Origin of the sequence: Protofrankia coriariae (assembly GCF_001017755.1) — a bacterium.
In the GTDB taxonomy this organism is placed as follows: Bacteria; Actinomycetota; Actinomycetes; order Frankiales; family Frankiaceae; genus Protofrankia; species Protofrankia coriariae.
Map to the genome: position 1 here is coordinate 1 of NZ_JWIO01000011.1, position 15,985 is coordinate 15,985.

The following is a 15,985-nucleotide window of genomic DNA, read 5'->3' on the forward strand; positions in this document are numbered from 1 at the left end:
CCACCGGCCAGACCACCACCAACCGGAGCACCAGCCGTAGCACCGGCCGGAGCGGCGCCGCCTCGGCGATCGCCTTCTCCCCCGACGGCACCACCCTCGCCACCGGCGAGCCCGACGGCACCGTACGCCTGTGGGACATCACCACCGGCCACCCCACCGGCCGGCTCACCCACCCCACCAGCCGGCCCACCACCGGCCAGACCACCACCAACCGGAGCACCAGCCGTAGCACCGGCCGGAGCGGCGCCGCCTCGGCGATCGCCTTCTCCCNACCACCGTCGCCACCATGGTCGGCTTCGCCACGGGCGGGTGGAGCGTGCTCCTGCCGGACGGCAGCGCCAAGATTGACGGTGATGCGGCGAACTTCCTGTGGTGGGTCGTGAAGCTGTGCCGCCTCGAGCCGGGTGAACTCGCCCCGCTCGAGCCCGACACCCCGATTCCCGGGCTCGAGCACATCCCCCGCTCTCCGATCCGCCCGAACAGCCGGAATCGTCGGCACTGGTTTCCGTGACGCATTCGCCGGAGCAGCCGGCGCCGGCCAGCACCGGTGGTAAAACGATACAGCGGCTTTTTTACCGTCCACCCCATGGTTACGATGCATTCGTGGGAAACCTCGGGGGGACGAACAGGCATCCCGGCGTGGCGGATGCCGACCCCGGTACAACGCCGAAAGGCACCCGGCTTCGGATGCTCACCCGGGCGTACCCGAAGCCCAGGTAAAGGACCGGTGCGCATGACGTCCTACACGCAGCTGTGCCACCAGGTCGCCGGCATCCGGGCGGGCACCGTTCCGGATTGGTTGACGCAGGCCCTCGTGAACACGGCGGCCGCCCCCCGGGAGGCGACGGTGCTGCGCCACCCATTGGGATTCCTGTGTATTCCGGTGAAGCGTTTCGAGGAGGTCGGGATCTGTGTGCACGTGTGGACCCGGCAGGTCCGCGCGGCACGTCCGACCACCTCGTCGGTGCACTGCCACAGCTGGGACCTGCGCAGCCTCGTGCTGGCCGGCGAGGTCCACAACCATCTCGTGCGGATCACCCCCGCGGCCGGGACGCCGCCCACCCACCGCCTCTTCGAGGTGCACAGCCACGGCGACGTGGACGAACTGCGGGCGACCCCGCGCCTGGTGCGCTACGGCCCCGGCACGATGGAAAGCCATCGGGCCGGCGACATCTACACCATGCCGGCGGGGACGTTCCACCGGACCGAGATCCCCGGCGGTGAGGCGACCACCCTGATGATGGCCCGCAACCGCCCGGAGCACCGCGACCGGTCGATCGGGCCGATCCACGTCCGTGACCACCAGGTGCGGCGCCGGCGCTGCGACGCCGCCGAGTGCGGCCGGGTGGCCCGGACCGTCCTGCGCCTGCTCGAGCGGAGGCGACCGGCCGCACGGCCGGTGTGACCGGCGCATACCCGCCCATGCCCCGCCCATGCCCCCGCCGCCCGGCCCGCGGCCGGCGCCGCCCCGTGGTCTGCCCGGCGCCGGCCCGACCCGGAGCCCGCCGGCAACCGGAAACCAACCGAAAAGGACAAAACAATATAAATTTTGACAAAACTCCAAAAAACATCCGATGACGTGGCGTGCCGGCCCTGCCACGTGGTATCCCCTGGGCCATACTGGGCAAATGGCGTCGCAAGCCCATCCGATCCGCGCGGACCGCCCCCTGGACTTCTTCATCAGTTACTCGGTGGCCAATGAGCGCTGGGCGTCCTGGATCGCCTGGGAGCTGGAGACCGCCGGTTACCGAACCATGATCCAGGCCTGGGACTTCGTTCCCGGCAGCAACTTCAAGGAGTTCATCGACCGCGGGGTGAGCGAGGCGACCCTCGTCATCGCGGTACTGTCCCGCAGCTATATGCAATCCAGGTGGGGGAACCTGGAATGGCAGGTTGCGCTGGACCCCGACACCTCGAAAAGCAAGCTCGTCACGGTACGCACGGAGGAGTGCGAGCTCGACGGGCTGCTGTCCACGATCACTTTTGTCGACCTGGTCGGTGTCACCGACCCCCAGAAGGCTCGCGAGCTGTTACTGAAGAAGGTCTCCGACACGCTGCGGGGACGCGCGAAACCCGAGACCGGCCCCGGTTACCCGCTCGCGACGGATGCCCGGGCCGTCCTCCCCGCGGCGGAACTCGACGAGCCCGTCTCGCCGAGCCGTGTCACCACCCGGCGCCTGCCCGTGGTGGCGCCGGCCTACCCGCTGGCGGCGGCTCCGGCACGCCGGCCGCGGCCGTCCGTCACGGTGCTGCACCTCGCCGCGCCGCGGATACCCCGGCGGGGGGCGGACGGTGTCCGCTCCGCCGGGGAGCTGCAGGCACGCCTGTGGGGTGATGTCACGCGGCTCATCCACGCCGGCGCCTCCCATCCGGACCTGCTCGTCGTCACCGGCGACCTGACCAGCTCCGGCCACCCCCGGGAGTTCGAGGAGGCGCTGACGTTCCTGGCCGGCCTGCGGGCGCTGCTGAGCCTCGAGGCGCACCGGCTCGTGGTCGTCCCGGGCAGCCACGACATCAACCAGGCGGCCGCCCGCGCCTACTTCGCCAACTGCGACGCCGACGACATCGAGCCGCAGCCCCCCTACTGGCCGAAGTGGCGACACTTCGCCAACCTGTTCCGGGAGGTCTACCAGGGCATCGAGGGCCCGCTGTTCGACAGCGCGCAGCCCTGGTCCCTCTTCCACGTCCCCGACCTGGACGTGGCCGTCGCGGGGCTGAACTCCACCATGGCCGAAAGCCACCGGGACAGCGACCGTTACGGCTACGTCGGCACCGCCCAGGCGGCCTGGTTCGCCCACCAGCTACGGCCGTTCGAACAGGCGGGGGTGCTGCGGATCGGCGCCGTCTTCCACCCGCCGGCGCCGCCGGGCGGCGGGCCTGGCGAGCGGGCCGTCGACGAGTCCGCCGTGCTGCGCGACACCACCGCGTTCGACCGGCTCCTCGGCGGCCGGCTGAACCTGCTCCTGCCGGGGCTGCAGTCACCGGGCGCGGGAACGGGGACGGGCGGCACCGGCCCGTCGGCGTCCGGGGCCGCGTCGGTCCCCGGTGCGCTGAAGTCCGGCCTGCCGGTGGTCCCGGCGCCCGCTCCCGGCCGGCTCCAGCTGTTGACGATCGACCCGGACGGCCTGACCCGGTGGACCGACGGTGACGGCCCGGCCCGGCCGGTGGGCGGCGCTGCCCGGCCCGGGGCGGCGGGGCGGCTGCGCCGCACCTGGCACGCCGTCGGCGCGACCTTCCCTGGCACGGTGAGCGGCAGCGGGTCGTATCCCACGATCAACGTCGCCGAGGCCGGGGGCGGTGGCGATTCCGACGCCGGCGCCCCGCACGAGGCGCCCGACCCGCTCCTGACGCAGCTCGAGCGGATCGCCGACGTCTGCCGGACCCGCTACCACCAGGCCAGGATCCGCCAGATCGGGGGCGCCGTCCCGCATCTGTTGGTCACCTACGACGACGACGGCTACGTCCGGCAGCTACGCATCGGCGCCCACCTCGGACCGATCGGCCTGGCCGACGTGGAGGCCTTCGTCCATCACGTGCACGCCCTGGCGCCCGATCTCCACTCGGAGATCGTCACCGACATCCCGGTGCACCAGACCCTGCGGGAGGAGGCGCTGCGCCGCCGGGTGCGGGTACGCAGCTTCACCGAGTTCCAGGGGCTGCTGGACCTCAGCGACTTCGTGGCGGACCAGACCGCCCGGCTGGTGGACGACCCGCGTTACCGGGCGGAGCTGTACGTGTCGCAGCGTTACCGCGATCTCATCGGCGTGGACCGCGCCGTCCACGAGGGCCTCACGGACGAGCTGCTGCGGCTGCTCGGCCAGGACGACGGCCGTTTCATCCTCGTCCTCGGGGACTTCGGCCGGGGCAAGAGCTTCGCCCTGCGGGAGGTCGCCCGCCGCATACCGTCCGAGCTGCCCCACCTGACACCGATCTTCATCGAGCTGCGCGCCCTGGACAAGGCGCACAACGTCGACGGGATGGTCGCCGCCCACCTCGCCCACCACGGGCGGGACTTCATCGACCTGAAGGCGTTCCGCTACCTGCTGCGCAGCGGCCGTATCGTCCTGCTCTTCGACGGGTTCGACGAGCTGGTCAGCCGGGTCACCTACGACCGGGCCGCGGACCATCTCGACACGTTGCTGGCGGCCGCCAGCAACGACGCGAAGATCGTCGTTGCCAGCCGGACCCACCACTTCCAGACCAACTCGCAGGTGTTCACCGCGCTGGGCGCGAAGGTCGGCCTGCTGCCGCAGCGCCGGGTCCTCAACATCGAGGAGTTCGCCCCCTCGCAGATCCGTACCTATCTGGTGAACCGTTACAACGGTAACGAGGCGGCCGCCGACGAGCGGCTCGACCTCATCAAGCGGATTCAGGACCTAGGCGGACTGTCCCGCAACCCCCGGATGCTGAGCTTCGTCGCCGACCTGGACGCCGAACAGCTCACCAGCGTCGCGAGCGCCCGGCACACCCTGTCCGCGGCCGGGCTCTACCGGGAGATCCTCACCACCTGGCTGAGGGGTGAGGTGGTGCGCACCCAGGGGGTGCCGGGCGCGCCGGTCACCCTGAGCCTCGAGGACCTGTGGACGGCGGTGACGACCCTCGCGCTGCGACTGTGGGAGTCGAACGAGCCGTTCCTGCGGCTGGCCGAACTCGGCGAGGTCGCAGCCGCCCTCACCGGGCTGGCCGGCGGCAAGCTGTCCGCCCAGCAGACCGTCCACGCCATGGGAGCGGGCAGCCTGCTGACCCGGACCGACGACGGGCTGTTCGGTTTCATTCACCTGTCGGTGACCGAATGGTTCGTGGCCAACGATGTCGCCCGACAGTTCGCCCGCGGGGTCACCGACCCGCAGCTGCTGTCCAGGCGCCACTTCTCCCAGCTGGCCATCGACTTCCTCTGCGACCTGGCGACCGCGGAGGCGTCCCGGGCCTGGGCCACCCGCGTGCTCGCCGGCCCGGACGCCGCGGAGGTGACCAGGGCGAACGCGCTGAAGGTCAGTGCCCGGCTGCGAACCCCCATCCGCAGCGACCTGCGCGGGGTGTCACTGCGCGGCGAGGACCTGTCGTACCGGGAGATGCGGGCGGTGGACCTCACCGACGCCGACCTCACCGACGCCATCCTGACCGGTGCCGATCTCACCGGCGCGGTCATGCGCGGCACCCGGCTGGTCGCCGCCCGCCTCGACGAGGCCGACCTGAGCGGGGCGGACCTCACCGGCGCCGACCTGACCCGCGCCCGCCTGCTCGGCTCCAGCCTGCGAGGGGCGCGCATCGACGGCGCCCGGCTGCGGCAGAGCGCGATCGTCGGGGCGAGCGCGGACCCGGCGCTGCTCGCCGACGCGCGGCGGCAGGGTGCCGCCGTGGCCCCGGGTCAGCAGGTGCACGTCGGTCTCGTACCGTCCGCGCTCGGTGTCTCCTTCGGCTTCGAGACCGGCCGGATCCCGGACCCGGTCGTCTACAGCCCGGACGGCGGGATCCTGGCGATCGCCAGCGAGGAGGGCGGGATCCTCCTCTGCGACGCGGCCACCGGCCGTCCGCTCCAGACGCTGCAGGGCCACCACAGCCGGGCATACGTCGTCCGTTACGCGTCGGAGGTGCTGGTCAGCGGCTCGAACGACACCACCGTCCGGCTGTGGGAGCCGACGAGCGGCCGCTGCCTGCACACGCTGGGCGGTCACCGCGACTGGGTCTGGCCGGTGGAGCCGAGCCCGGACGGCAGCCTGATCGCCGTCGGTGACAGCAGCGGCACCGTCCGGCTGTGGGACACCGCTGGCGGCCAGGTCCGCGCGCTGCTGCCCGGGCATGCCTCCCGGGTGTGGACCGCGGCGTTCCACCCGGACGGCAGCCTGCTCGCCACCGGCGACAGCGACGGCACCGTGCGGCTGTGGCAGACCGCGACCGGCCAGCTGCACCAGCGGATATCAACCGCGGCGGAGGTCTTCCGGCTGGCCTTCAGCCCGGACGGCAGCCTGCTCGCCACCGCCGGCGACGGTGGCGGCGTCCACCTGTGGGACCCCGCCACCGGCGAACTCCGGGAGGACCTCGTCGGGCACGAACGGGCCGTCTACACCCTCGACTTCCATCCGGACGGCCACCTGCTGGCCACCGGCGACATAGCCGGTGTGGTCCGGCTGTGGGGTGTGGCCGGCGGTACGCAGCGGCGGATCATCACCCGCCACGGCGCGGCCGTGTACCGGGTCCTGTTCAGCCCGGACGGGACGCTGCTGGCCAGCAGCGACAACAACCGGGTCATGCGGCTGATCGACCCGGCCACCGGCGAGCAGCGCCACGAGCTGACCGGGCACAAGGGGGCGGTCTGGCCGATGGTGTTCCGCCCGGACGGCGGCCAGATAGCGACCAGCAGCAACGACCGGACCGCGCGGCTGTGGGACCCGGTGAGCGGCACGTGCGTGCGCGTGCTGACCGGGCACGGCCGGCGGCTGAGCTCGGTGCGCTTCAGCCCCGACGGCTCCCTGCTGGCCACCAGCGGCAACGACGGCGAGGTGTGGCTGTGGGATCCACGGACCGGGCAGCGCCGCGGGGAGCTCACCGGTGCCGCCGACCGTCTCACCTCCGCCATCTTCACCCCCGTCGGCCGGCGCATCGCCGCGACCAGCAGCGCCGGTGGTGTGCACCTGTGGAACCTCGACGCTCCCGGCACCCAGGACACCGGCGCCTACGAACGGGAGCTGCGGGTCGAAACCGACCACGTGTGGGCCCAGGCGTTCAGCCCGGACGGGGAGATAATCGCCACCGCGAACGACGACGACTCCGTGCGCCTGTGGTACCGCGGGACCGGCCGGCACATCCGGACCTTCGAGGGCCACAAGGGGCGGGTGCGCTCGCTCGCGTTCGCCCCGGACGGCCGGCTGCTCGCCACGGGATGTGACGACAGCAGGGTACGGCTGTGGGACACCGAGACCGGCGAGTGCCGGCGGACTCTCACCGGCCACACCGACCGCGTGTACGCGGTGCTGTTCACCCCGGACGGCAGCCTGCTCGCGAGCGCGTCCAACGACGGCACAGCCCGGCTGTGGGACGCCGCCACCGGCGAGCTGCTGCGGGTGTTCGCCCAGCACCGGGGACGGCTGTGGGCGGCCGCGTTCAGCCCCGACGGCACGGTGCTCGCCACCGCCGGCGACGACCTGGTCGTCCAGCTCTGGGACATCGCCAGCGGAGGCCGTCTGGATACGCTGGCCGGGCACACCCGCCGGATCTGGTCGCTGGACTTCAGCCCGGACGGCACCCGCCTGGCAAGCTGCGGCGACGACGGCACGGCCCGGCTGTGGAACGTCGGCCGGTCCGGGCCCACCGGCCTGGCGGTGACCCTGGTCGGCCACGAGAGCGGGTGGGCGGCGCTGGCGCCCGACGGCGGCTACAAGTTCGGCGGCGACCTCGCCGGCGAGATCTGGCACGTGATCGGCATGTGCCGCTTCGAGTTGGGCGAGCTCGACCGGCACCTGGACGCGGTACGGCTGCTGCCGGTCGAGGCGCCCTTCTGACCCTCAGCTCCGACCCTTCGGGTGAATCCATCCCACCACTGGGCGCATCCGGAGCTTCTGTCACCAGGCGCTAGCATGTGTGCGGTGGCGGCCGTTCGGATCATTCTGTTGGCCGCCGCCGTACTCGGCGTGTTCATACGCCCGGCCCGGATCCCGAACTGGGTGGTGCCAGCCGTCGCCGCGGTGGCACTCCTCCTCATCGGTGGCATGGCCGGCGACGAGGCGGTCGACGCCGTCCGGCCGCTGGTGTCACCGCTGGCTTTCCTGCTGCTGGCCGTGCCGCTCGCGGCAATGCTGGACAGGCTCGGGTTCTTCTCGTCGGTGGCCGCGCTCGTGGACACCGGCCCGAACCCACGGCTGGGCCTGTGGGTGCTCGCGGCGGCGGTCACCACGTTCCTCAACCTCGACGCCTCGGTCGTGCTGCTCACCCCGCTCTACATCCGCATCGCGCGTCGGCACGGCTTCAACCCGACCATGCTGGCGATGCAGCCGGTCCTGCTGGCCTGCCTGGCGTCCAGCGCGTTGCCGATCTCGAACCTCACCAACCTGATCGCCGCCGACCGCTACGACCTGGGTGTCGCCGACTTCGTCTCCCGGCTCGGGCCGGCGTCGCTGGTGGCGGTGGTGGTCGGCTGGTACGGCTACCGCCGGATCGACACCGCCACGGCCCTGCACGACCAGGTCAGGGACCCGGTGGATCCGCGCGCACTGCGCCTCGGCACGCCGATCGTGGTTTTCGTCGTCCTGGGCTTCACCGTCGGTGACCTCTTCGGCGTGCCGGCCTGGGCGGTGGCGCTCGTCGCCGACGTCGTGCTGTTCGCCCTGACCCGCACGGTCCGGGTCAGCGACCTTCCGTTCGGCGCGGCCGCCCTCGCCGTGAGCCTCGGGGTGGTGGCCACGGCGGCCTCCCCGGAGCTGGGCCTTGGCGCTCTTTTCAGCGGGTCGGGCTGGCTCGCGCAGGTACGGGTGGCCGGGCTCGGCATCCTGGGCGCCAACACGATCAACAACCTGCCTGCGCTGCTCATCGGCCTGCCGGAGATCGACGCGAATCCCGACCAGCTGTGGCCGCTGCTGTTCGGTGTCAACTTCGGGCCGGTGCTCGTCCTGCACGGCGCGCTCGCCGGCCTGCTCTGGCGTGCCACCGCGGCCCGCCTCGACGTCCATGTCAGCCCCTGGCAGTACACCGTCCTCGGCCTGCGGATCGGCCTGCCGGCGCTGGTCGCCGGCCTTGTCGTCGTCGTCGCGACAGGAACATTTCTCGGATAACCAGGGCCGGTCGTGAAACGATGACCACGGGCGACACAACAGAGGCTGTGCTTTTCGTACTTCCAGCGGCCGGTTCGCCACTTCCCGGCGGTTCCCGGCGGCCGGTTCGTACTTCCGACGGCCGGAAAACGCCGGTGCCGATACCGGGACACCGCCCACCATGAGCTGCGACACTATTCGGCAACGCATCCGGCCAGCCATGCGTTGTGTCGGTATCCGGTGTGCCGGCGCTCCGGTACCGCCGGGAATCCGTTCACACCGGTTGTGCCGGCGCGGACGGCCTGACCATTTCGAGCAGAGGAAGCGCAGTGTCTTCTCCCACCACCGTCACCCTCGACGTCGTGCTCCTGCTGCCCCCTCCGCTGCGGCGGCAGGCGGTCTCGTCGAGCGCGGGCCTGGCCCGGCGGATGGCGGCCAATGGCTATCCGTCGCACTTCCGCCTCGGCGCGGCATACCCCCACGACCCGGCCGGCGGTGTCTGCGAGCCGCACGTGTCGCTGTTCATGCTCGCCGTCAGCCCCTCGGAGATACCCCTGGTTGTCGACGTCGTCCGCACGGTGGCCCAGGCCCTGCCGCCGCTGTACGGCGAGGGTGAGGAGTACCGGCACAACCCGCAGGGCGCGCCGGAGCTGTACTTCCGCCGGTCACCGGCCTGGGTCGAACTGCAACGCGAGGTCATCAGGACGGTCGAGCCGCTGCGCCGGGGACGGCTACGCGAGCTCAGCCCCGCCGGCGAGCGGCTGCACGACGTGCTGGCAGGCCGTGTCCCGGCCGATCCGGCCGCGGTGAGCCAGCTCGCCCGCTACGGCTACGACGAGGTGGCCGCGCCCGACGGCGACCGCTTCAACCCGCACGTGACCCTCGCCTGGCCCGACGACCCGAACTCACGCATCGCCCTGACCGGCCTGCCCCCCGCGCGCACCTACTCCGGCCCGCTGTCGGACATCGCGGTGTACGGCATGAGCCCGTACGGTACCTGCACCACCGACCACGGTTCGTTCTCACTGCGCGATCAGCGCCGGCCGGCCCCGGCCGTGAAGCCCGTGAAGGCCGCGGCCGGTCCGACGCTCGGAGCCGATCGTCACCGCCCGGCCGTCACCGCCTGGCCGTCAGCGCCGGGTTTTCTCGCCCCGTCCTGACGCCTTCAGCCGGTCCTGACACCGGCGAGAACCAGCGATCCCCCGAGCGAGGGGAACACCCGCGCGAGGACCCGTGACGAGACGTTGCGCGCCTCTCCGCCCAGCACCACGTAGTTGGAGCGGAAACCGACAACCCGGAAGCCGCAGACGTCGAAGGCCCGGACCAGGGACGAGTACGTGAACGGGCGTATGTGCAGCTTCAGGTAGGGATGATGGGGGTCGACCTGACGGGGGCTTCGGCCGATCAGGAAACGAATCCGGTCCTGGAGGGTCGCGAGGTTGGGCGTGGTCACCACGAGCACCCCGCCGGGGGCCAGAACCCGCCGGCATTCCGTCAGAAAGACGACCGGGTCGAAAAGGTGCTCGACGATCTCACCGGCGAAGATCCCGTCCAGCGCCCCCGACCGGAACGGGAGAGGGCGGGTGAGGTCGGCCCGTACCAGCGGGATGTGCCAGCGGGCCGTCCGGCCGGACTGGTGGGCGCCGAGATCCACCATGACGGCCCGGGCTCCGTGTTGGGACAGCTTTTCGCTGACGGTTCGCGTCCCGGCGCCCAGGTCGGCTATGAGCGGCCGGGTACTCCGGCGCCGGGCCTCCTGTATCAGCAGGTCGGTCGCGTCCGCCACCCGGCGGGAATGGTAGGGCGTGGCCAGATAGTCGGCGACCTGTGTGCCGTCGGTGTAGGAACACAGGTTCGCGGCAACGATCGGGTCCATACCGTCCCTCGCTACCGTCTCTCGCTCGGCCCCGCACGCGTTTTTCGCTCAGGCCCGCGCACCTGCCGTCAGCATGTCGGCGCGGCCACGACACCGCGCGGCCTGTGACAGGAGCCGCAGCCGTGTGCGGCTGTGACAGGAGCCGCGCTCCCACGCGGCCGTGGGCAAGAGGGCCGCGCCCCCTGCGCGGCTGCGGTAGAAGGGCCGTGCCCCTGCACGGTCCGCGGCGGGCGGTCGTGGCCCCGCGAGGCCTACGGCAGGGCCGCGACAAGGTCGGCGATCGGCTTGCGGACGCCGGTGAAGAACGGCGTCTCCAGGCGGGTGTGCTCCCGTGCCCGGCTGGCGCGCAGGTGCCGCAGGCAGTCGACGATCCGGTGCAGTTCGTCCGCCTCGAAGGCCAGCAGCCACTCGTAGTCGCCCAGCCCGAACGCGGACACCGTGTTCGCCCGGACGTCGGGGAACTCCCGGCCCATGATCCCGTGCTCGGCGAGCATGCCGCGGCGTTCGTAGTCGGGCAGCAGGTACCACTGAAGCGACCTGTTGAACGGGTAGACGCACACGTACGCCTTCGGGTCCTCGCGCCGGACGTAGGCGGGCACGTGGTTGCGGTTGAACTCGGCCGGCCGGTGCAGGCCGACCGCCGACCACACCGGCGCCAGCGCCCGCCCGAGAGCGCTCTGGCGGAACCGTTGGTAGGTCTCCTGGAGCAGGTCGGGGTCGGGGCTGGTCCACCACAGCAGGACGTCGGCGTCCGCCCGGTAGCCGCTCAGGTCGTAGACACCCCGGGTGTAGACGTCCTTGGCGAGAGCCCCCTCCAGCAGACTCTCCACCTCGGCCGCGATCGCTGTCCGGTCCGCGGGCAGGGCCTCGCGCGCCGCAAAGACCGACCAGGAGGTGTAGAGCAGCTCGGCGTTGAGCTCCCGGGCGGAGGGGACGGGACCGCCTTGGGAGGTCCCGGTCTCGGGAGTCTCGGTGATGGCTGTGGGAGTCTCGGGCATGGCCTAATTGTCACCTACCGGGCCGGCCGGGGCCCGCCAGTACCCCACCGGACCGGGTCACCATCCGCGAACGGGTCGCCGTCCGAAAACCTGCCGGCGACCGAACGGGCCAGCATCCGCGAACGGGCCCGCAGCCGAGATCGAGTCACTGGCCGATCCGGACCGCGTCGTCGGAACGCAGCACCGTCTCCGCGGCGGCCTCGCCGGAGCGGACACAGGCCGCAATACCCACCCCGTCGTACCCGGCGCCGGCCAGCGCGAGGCCGGCGGGCAGCATCCCGCGTACCACCGCCGTCCGCTCGAGGTGGCCGGGCAGGTACTGCGGGAGCCCGGCGTCCCACCTGGTCACCCGGCTGGCCAGCGGCCGGGCCGTCAGGCCGGTCGCGGCGGCCAGCTCGGCCGCGACGACACCGGCGAGCTCGACGTCGGAGCGTTCCAGATCGCTTTCGTCGCCGGCCCGGCCGACACTCGCTCGCACGATGCTCAGGCCGGGGTCCGCCGACAGGTGCGGCCACTTCGCGGACAGGAACGTGGCCGCCTTCATCACGTTGCCCTGGCGCGGCGGGACGAGGTAGCCACTGCCCGGCGGCAGCTGTACCCCGCGGTAGAGCAGCGTGATCAACGCCACCGACGTGTACGGGACCGCGGCCAGCGGCGCGGCCACGTGCGGCGCCACCGGGCTGAGCAGCCGCCGGGCCTCGGGCACGGGTACGGCGAGGATCACGGCGTCGGCGTCGACGTCCCAGGCACCCGGTCCGTCGACGGCATTGGCTTCCAGATCGGCGCCCAGATCAGCTCCCGGGCCGGCTGCAGGGCCGGCGTCGGCTCCGGGACCTGAACTCGTGCCGGTGTCACCGCTGGTGCCATCCGGCACGGCACGCGGCCCGCTGCCGCTGCCGCTGCCGCTGCCGACGAGGCTCAGCCGCCAGCCGGCGGCGGTCTGGCTGAGCCTGCGCACGCGCGTCCCCAGCAGGATCTCCGCCTCGCTGGCGTCCGCGACGGCCGCGGCGAAGCGGCCCAGGCCGCCACGCACCGAGGCGAACACCGGGGTGGTCGCGGGGTCGGCCGGTGCCGTGCGGGCCCGCACCCGGTACGCCCCGAGCAGCAGCGAACGGCTCTCGGACATGATCGGAGTCAGCTGCGGAACCGTGGCCCGCAGCGACATGGCGTCGGCCCGCCCCGCGTACACCCCGCCAAGCAGGGGATCCACCAGGCGTTCGACGACCTGGCGGCCGACCCGGGCGCCCACGAAGCCGCCGACCGTGGGATCGGCCGGCAGTGGGGTGCGCGGCAGCACCAGATCGGCCGCGGCGCGCACGAGCCCGGTCGGGGAGAGCACCCGTGACCGCAGCAGGCCGACCACGTCGGTCGGGACGCCGAGCAGGGTCCGCGGGGGCAGCGGACGCAGCCGGCCGGAGATCAGCAGCGACGCGCTGGTGGTGGCCGGATGGACGATGTCGTGGCCGAGGCCCACGTGACGGGCCAGCCGCACCGCGTCCGGCACGCGGACGAGGAACGACTCGGCGCCCTCCTCAAGCTCCAGCCCCTCGAACGGGGTCGTCCGCAGCTTGCCACCGACCCGGTCGGTGGCCTCCACGACGGTGACCTGGGCTCGGCCCCGCAGCGCATGGGCGGCCGCAAGCCCCGCGACACCCGCTCCGACCACGACGACCCGCATGCAGACCCGCTCCTCCCGTTACGGCCACCTCGTCCGATACACCTGGCCCGATACGCCTGGCCCGTACACGTATGACCTCGTACACGTATGACCCGTACACGCCTGACCACCGTCCGCGTGCCGACCGCCGCTGTCCAGCGGCGTGCCGGCCCGGGCCGACGGCCGCATGTTGCGTGACCCGCACCAGTTTCCTCCCGCGTCCGCCCATCGGACCGCGACGGGCAAAGATTGCCCGGCAAGGGTGAGAAAAGGCACCCGGCCACCCGCACGGCGTCACATGACGTCACAACAGGTCATACATCGCTTACAGAAAGCCTACGCAGCGCCGCATCGGACGCCGCAGGCGCCACACGGCGCCGCGCGACAGATGCCCGGCCATGGCCTCCCGCCGACCGGCCGGGCCCAGGCTGCCCAGGCCTCCCGGAACGACGACCAGAAGAGTCGGCGTTGACGTCCCAGGCACCCGGTCCGTCGACGGCAGCAGCGCTCAGAAGACGGCCAGCGGGCGGATGGCGCTCGGAAACGGCTGGTGCTCAGAAATCGTGCACCAGTTCGACGATGTGGGCGAGCACGTCCGGATCGGTCTCGGGGAGCACCCCGTGCCCGAGGTTGAACACATGGCCGTCCGCCTTGGCTCCGCGGGAGCACACGTCATGGACCTTCTCGGCAAGGACGTCACGTGGCGCGAAGACGGCGGTCGGGTCGAGGTTGCCCTGCACCGCCCGGCCCGGGCCGATCCGGCGGGCGGCCTCGTCCAGTGGGACCCGCCAGTCCACCCCGACCACGTCGGCCCCGGCCTCGGCCATGACGGCGAGCAGCTCCCCGGTGTTCACCCCGAAATGGATGCGGGGGACGCCGTCACCGGCGAACGCCTCGAGGACCCGCCGGCTGTGGGGCAGGACGTAGCGGCGGTAGTCGGCCTCGTCCAACGCCCCGGCCCACGAGTCGAACAGCTGCAGCGCGCTCACCCCCGCGTCCACCTGGACCCGCAGGTAACCGATGGTGATGTCGGCGAGCCGGTCGGCCAGCTCGTGCCACACCCGCGGCGCGCTGTACATCAGTTGCTTGGTGCGGGCGTGCGTCCGGCTCGGCCCGCCCTCGACGAGGTAACTGGCCAGGGTGAACGGAGCCCCGGCGAATCCGATCAGCGGGGTCGGCCCCAGCTCGCGTACGAGCGTGTGGACGGCTTCGGTCACGTACGGGACGTCGTCGCCGGCGAGCGGCCGCAGCCGGGCCAGCGCGGCGCCGTCCCGGATCGGTTCCGCGACGACCGGGCCCACCCCGGCGACGATGTCGATGTCCACCCCGATGGCGACCAGGGGCAGCACGATGTCGGAGAACAGGATCGCGGCGTCCGTACGGAAGCGGCGTATCGGCTGTAGCGTGATTTCCGTCACCATATCCGGATCACGGCAGGAGTCGAGCATCGCCGTGCCCGCGCGCAGCTTGCGGTACTCGGGCAGCGCGCGGCCCGCCTGGCGCATGAACCACACCGGAACATGCTCGGCTGGCTCGCCCCTGCAGGCACGCAGGAACGGCGCGTCGCGCAACTCGGGACGTGCCCCGGATGCCCCACCCGCCCCGGACGTTCCGCTCGGTTCTGTCGGATCCGCCGCTGGATCCACTGCTGCCGCACACATGACCCTGATGGTTGCACGTTCATCGCGATGGATGCTCCCGACAGGGAGAGCAGCCCGGTCGCGACCTCCGTCACGCCCGCTGCCGCACTCGGACATGGCACGGGCAGGCGGGTGGGACAGACCTCACCGCAGCGGGCGCCCAGGCCCGCCGGGCACGGGGACGCGGGCACGGCGACGATGACGACGGCGGGCAGGGGCGGGCAGGGGCGGGCAAGGGCGGGCAAGGCGAAATACTCGGTTTTTTCGACGAACACCCCGGACTCGCGAGCACGGGGGCACGGAACGGCGCGACGCGCCACCGCCTCCGGGCATCCCCGGAGGCTCGACAGGCCGCCCCGGGAACGGTTTATCTTCGACAGCACGTAGAACAGACCGGCCACCGGATTCGCAAGCCCTCCCACCGGCGGTCGGCCGAAGGCGGCGCGACCATGCCGCCACCGCGACGACCGAGCCTGCCATGCCTGCCGAGCCTGCCGAGCCGACCACACCCACTGACCCGACCACGCGTGACGAGCCGATCATGTGCGATGACCGACCACGCGTGACGACTCACGCGTCATGACCATGGAGGCCGAACATGCCAGCCGACGGTGACCACCGACGGTCCGACAGTGGCGACCAACTGCTCGCTGCCGCCCGGCTGATCTCGATTGCCGAGGCGACGTCCTTCCTGCTCCTGCTGGTGGCGACCGTGATCAAACATACGGCCGATCACCCCGGCGGGGTCAGGGTGCTCGGGCCGATCCACGGCGTGCTCTTTCTCGCCTACTGCGCGGTCATCGTCGCCGTCGCCACGGCACATCACTGGGCGACGCGGCGGACGCTGCTGGCGCTCGGCGCGTCCGTCCTGCCGGTTGCCCCCTATTTCGTCGAACGCCGCTGGCTGCGGCCATTGGCGTCCGACCGCACCGCCGATGCCGCCCACACCGGACCGGGCGCCCCCGCCACGTCGGCATCCGAACCCGCGTCCTGAAGCCAGGCCTCGAACCGCCGCGGTCACCTCCCGGGGCAGCCCTGGGAGATGACCGCGGGCCGTCCCGGCAGGGGCG

10 protein-coding genes are annotated in these 15,985 nt (G+C 72.1%); 6 read left to right on the plus strand and 4 right to left on the minus strand.

Annotation, left to right across the window (positions count from 1 at the left end; genetic code table 11):
* The first annotated feature begins 68 nt into the window (after nucleotides 1–68).
* The 5 genes from FrCorBMG51_RS33060 (at nucleotide 69) to FrCorBMG51_RS08800 (ending at nucleotide 9,904) form a co-directional block, all read left to right on the plus strand.
* Nucleotides 69–383 carry a hypothetical protein gene (locus FrCorBMG51_RS33060; protein ID WP_338052716.1) on the plus strand — a complete coding sequence of 105 codons (315 nt, stop codon included), beginning with the start codon at nucleotides 69–71 and terminating at the stop codon, nucleotides 381–383.
* A 350-nt stretch (nucleotides 384–733) separates the two neighbouring features.
* Nucleotides 734–1,405: a cupin domain-containing protein gene (locus FrCorBMG51_RS08785; RefSeq protein ID WP_047222605.1), complete on the plus strand. Its 672-nt coding sequence runs from the start codon at nucleotides 734–736 to the stop codon at nucleotides 1,403–1,405.
* A 223-nt stretch (nucleotides 1,406–1,628) separates the two neighbouring features.
* Entirely contained in the window at nucleotides 1,629–7,499 is a 5,871-nt protein-coding gene (locus FrCorBMG51_RS08790; RefSeq protein ID WP_047222606.1) for a WD40 domain-containing protein, read from the plus strand.
* Between the two features lie 75 nt (nucleotides 7,500–7,574).
* Nucleotides 7,575–8,765, plus strand: a complete 1,191-nt coding sequence (locus FrCorBMG51_RS08795) for an SLC13 family permease (RefSeq protein WP_047222607.1) — start codon at nucleotides 7,575–7,577, stop codon at nucleotides 8,763–8,765.
* 308 nt (nucleotides 8,766–9,073) lie between these two features.
* A complete protein-coding gene (locus FrCorBMG51_RS08800) occupies nucleotides 9,074–9,904 on the plus strand; it encodes a hypothetical protein (RefSeq protein ID WP_047222608.1) in 831 nt (276 codons plus the stop codon).
* A gap of 5 nt (nucleotides 9,905–9,909) precedes the next feature.
* Here FrCorBMG51_RS08800 and FrCorBMG51_RS08805 read toward each other — a convergent pair whose 3' ends face one another.
* From FrCorBMG51_RS08805 to hemE, 4 genes are all read right to left on the minus strand, one after another.
* Complete coding sequence (locus FrCorBMG51_RS08805; RefSeq protein WP_047222609.1) at nucleotides 9,910–10,620, minus strand: class I SAM-dependent methyltransferase; 711 nt, start codon at nucleotides 10,618–10,620, stop codon at nucleotides 9,910–9,912.
* Between the two features lie 251 nt (nucleotides 10,621–10,871).
* Nucleotides 10,872–11,618, minus strand: a complete 747-nt coding sequence (gene hemQ / locus FrCorBMG51_RS08810; protein ID WP_139342196.1) for a hydrogen peroxide-dependent heme synthase — start codon at nucleotides 11,616–11,618, stop codon at nucleotides 10,872–10,874.
* A 145-nt stretch (nucleotides 11,619–11,763) separates the two neighbouring features.
* Nucleotides 11,764–13,296, minus strand: a complete 1,533-nt coding sequence (gene hemG / locus FrCorBMG51_RS08815) for a protoporphyrinogen oxidase (protein WP_047222610.1) — start codon at nucleotides 13,294–13,296, stop codon at nucleotides 11,764–11,766.
* A 533-nt stretch (nucleotides 13,297–13,829) separates the two neighbouring features.
* Nucleotides 13,830–14,936 (minus strand): uroporphyrinogen decarboxylase, encoded by a 1,107-nt coding sequence (gene hemE, locus FrCorBMG51_RS08820; RefSeq protein ID WP_086055340.1) that lies wholly within the window; start codon nucleotides 14,934–14,936, stop codon nucleotides 13,830–13,832.
* 577 nt (nucleotides 14,937–15,513) lie between these two features.
* On the opposite strand from hemE, the gene FrCorBMG51_RS08825 reads away from it, so the two are divergent.
* A complete protein-coding gene (locus FrCorBMG51_RS08825) occupies nucleotides 15,514–15,909 on the plus strand; it encodes a DUF3817 domain-containing protein (protein ID WP_047222612.1) in 396 nt (131 codons plus the stop codon).
* The last annotated feature ends 76 nt before the right edge of the window (nucleotides 15,910–15,985 follow it).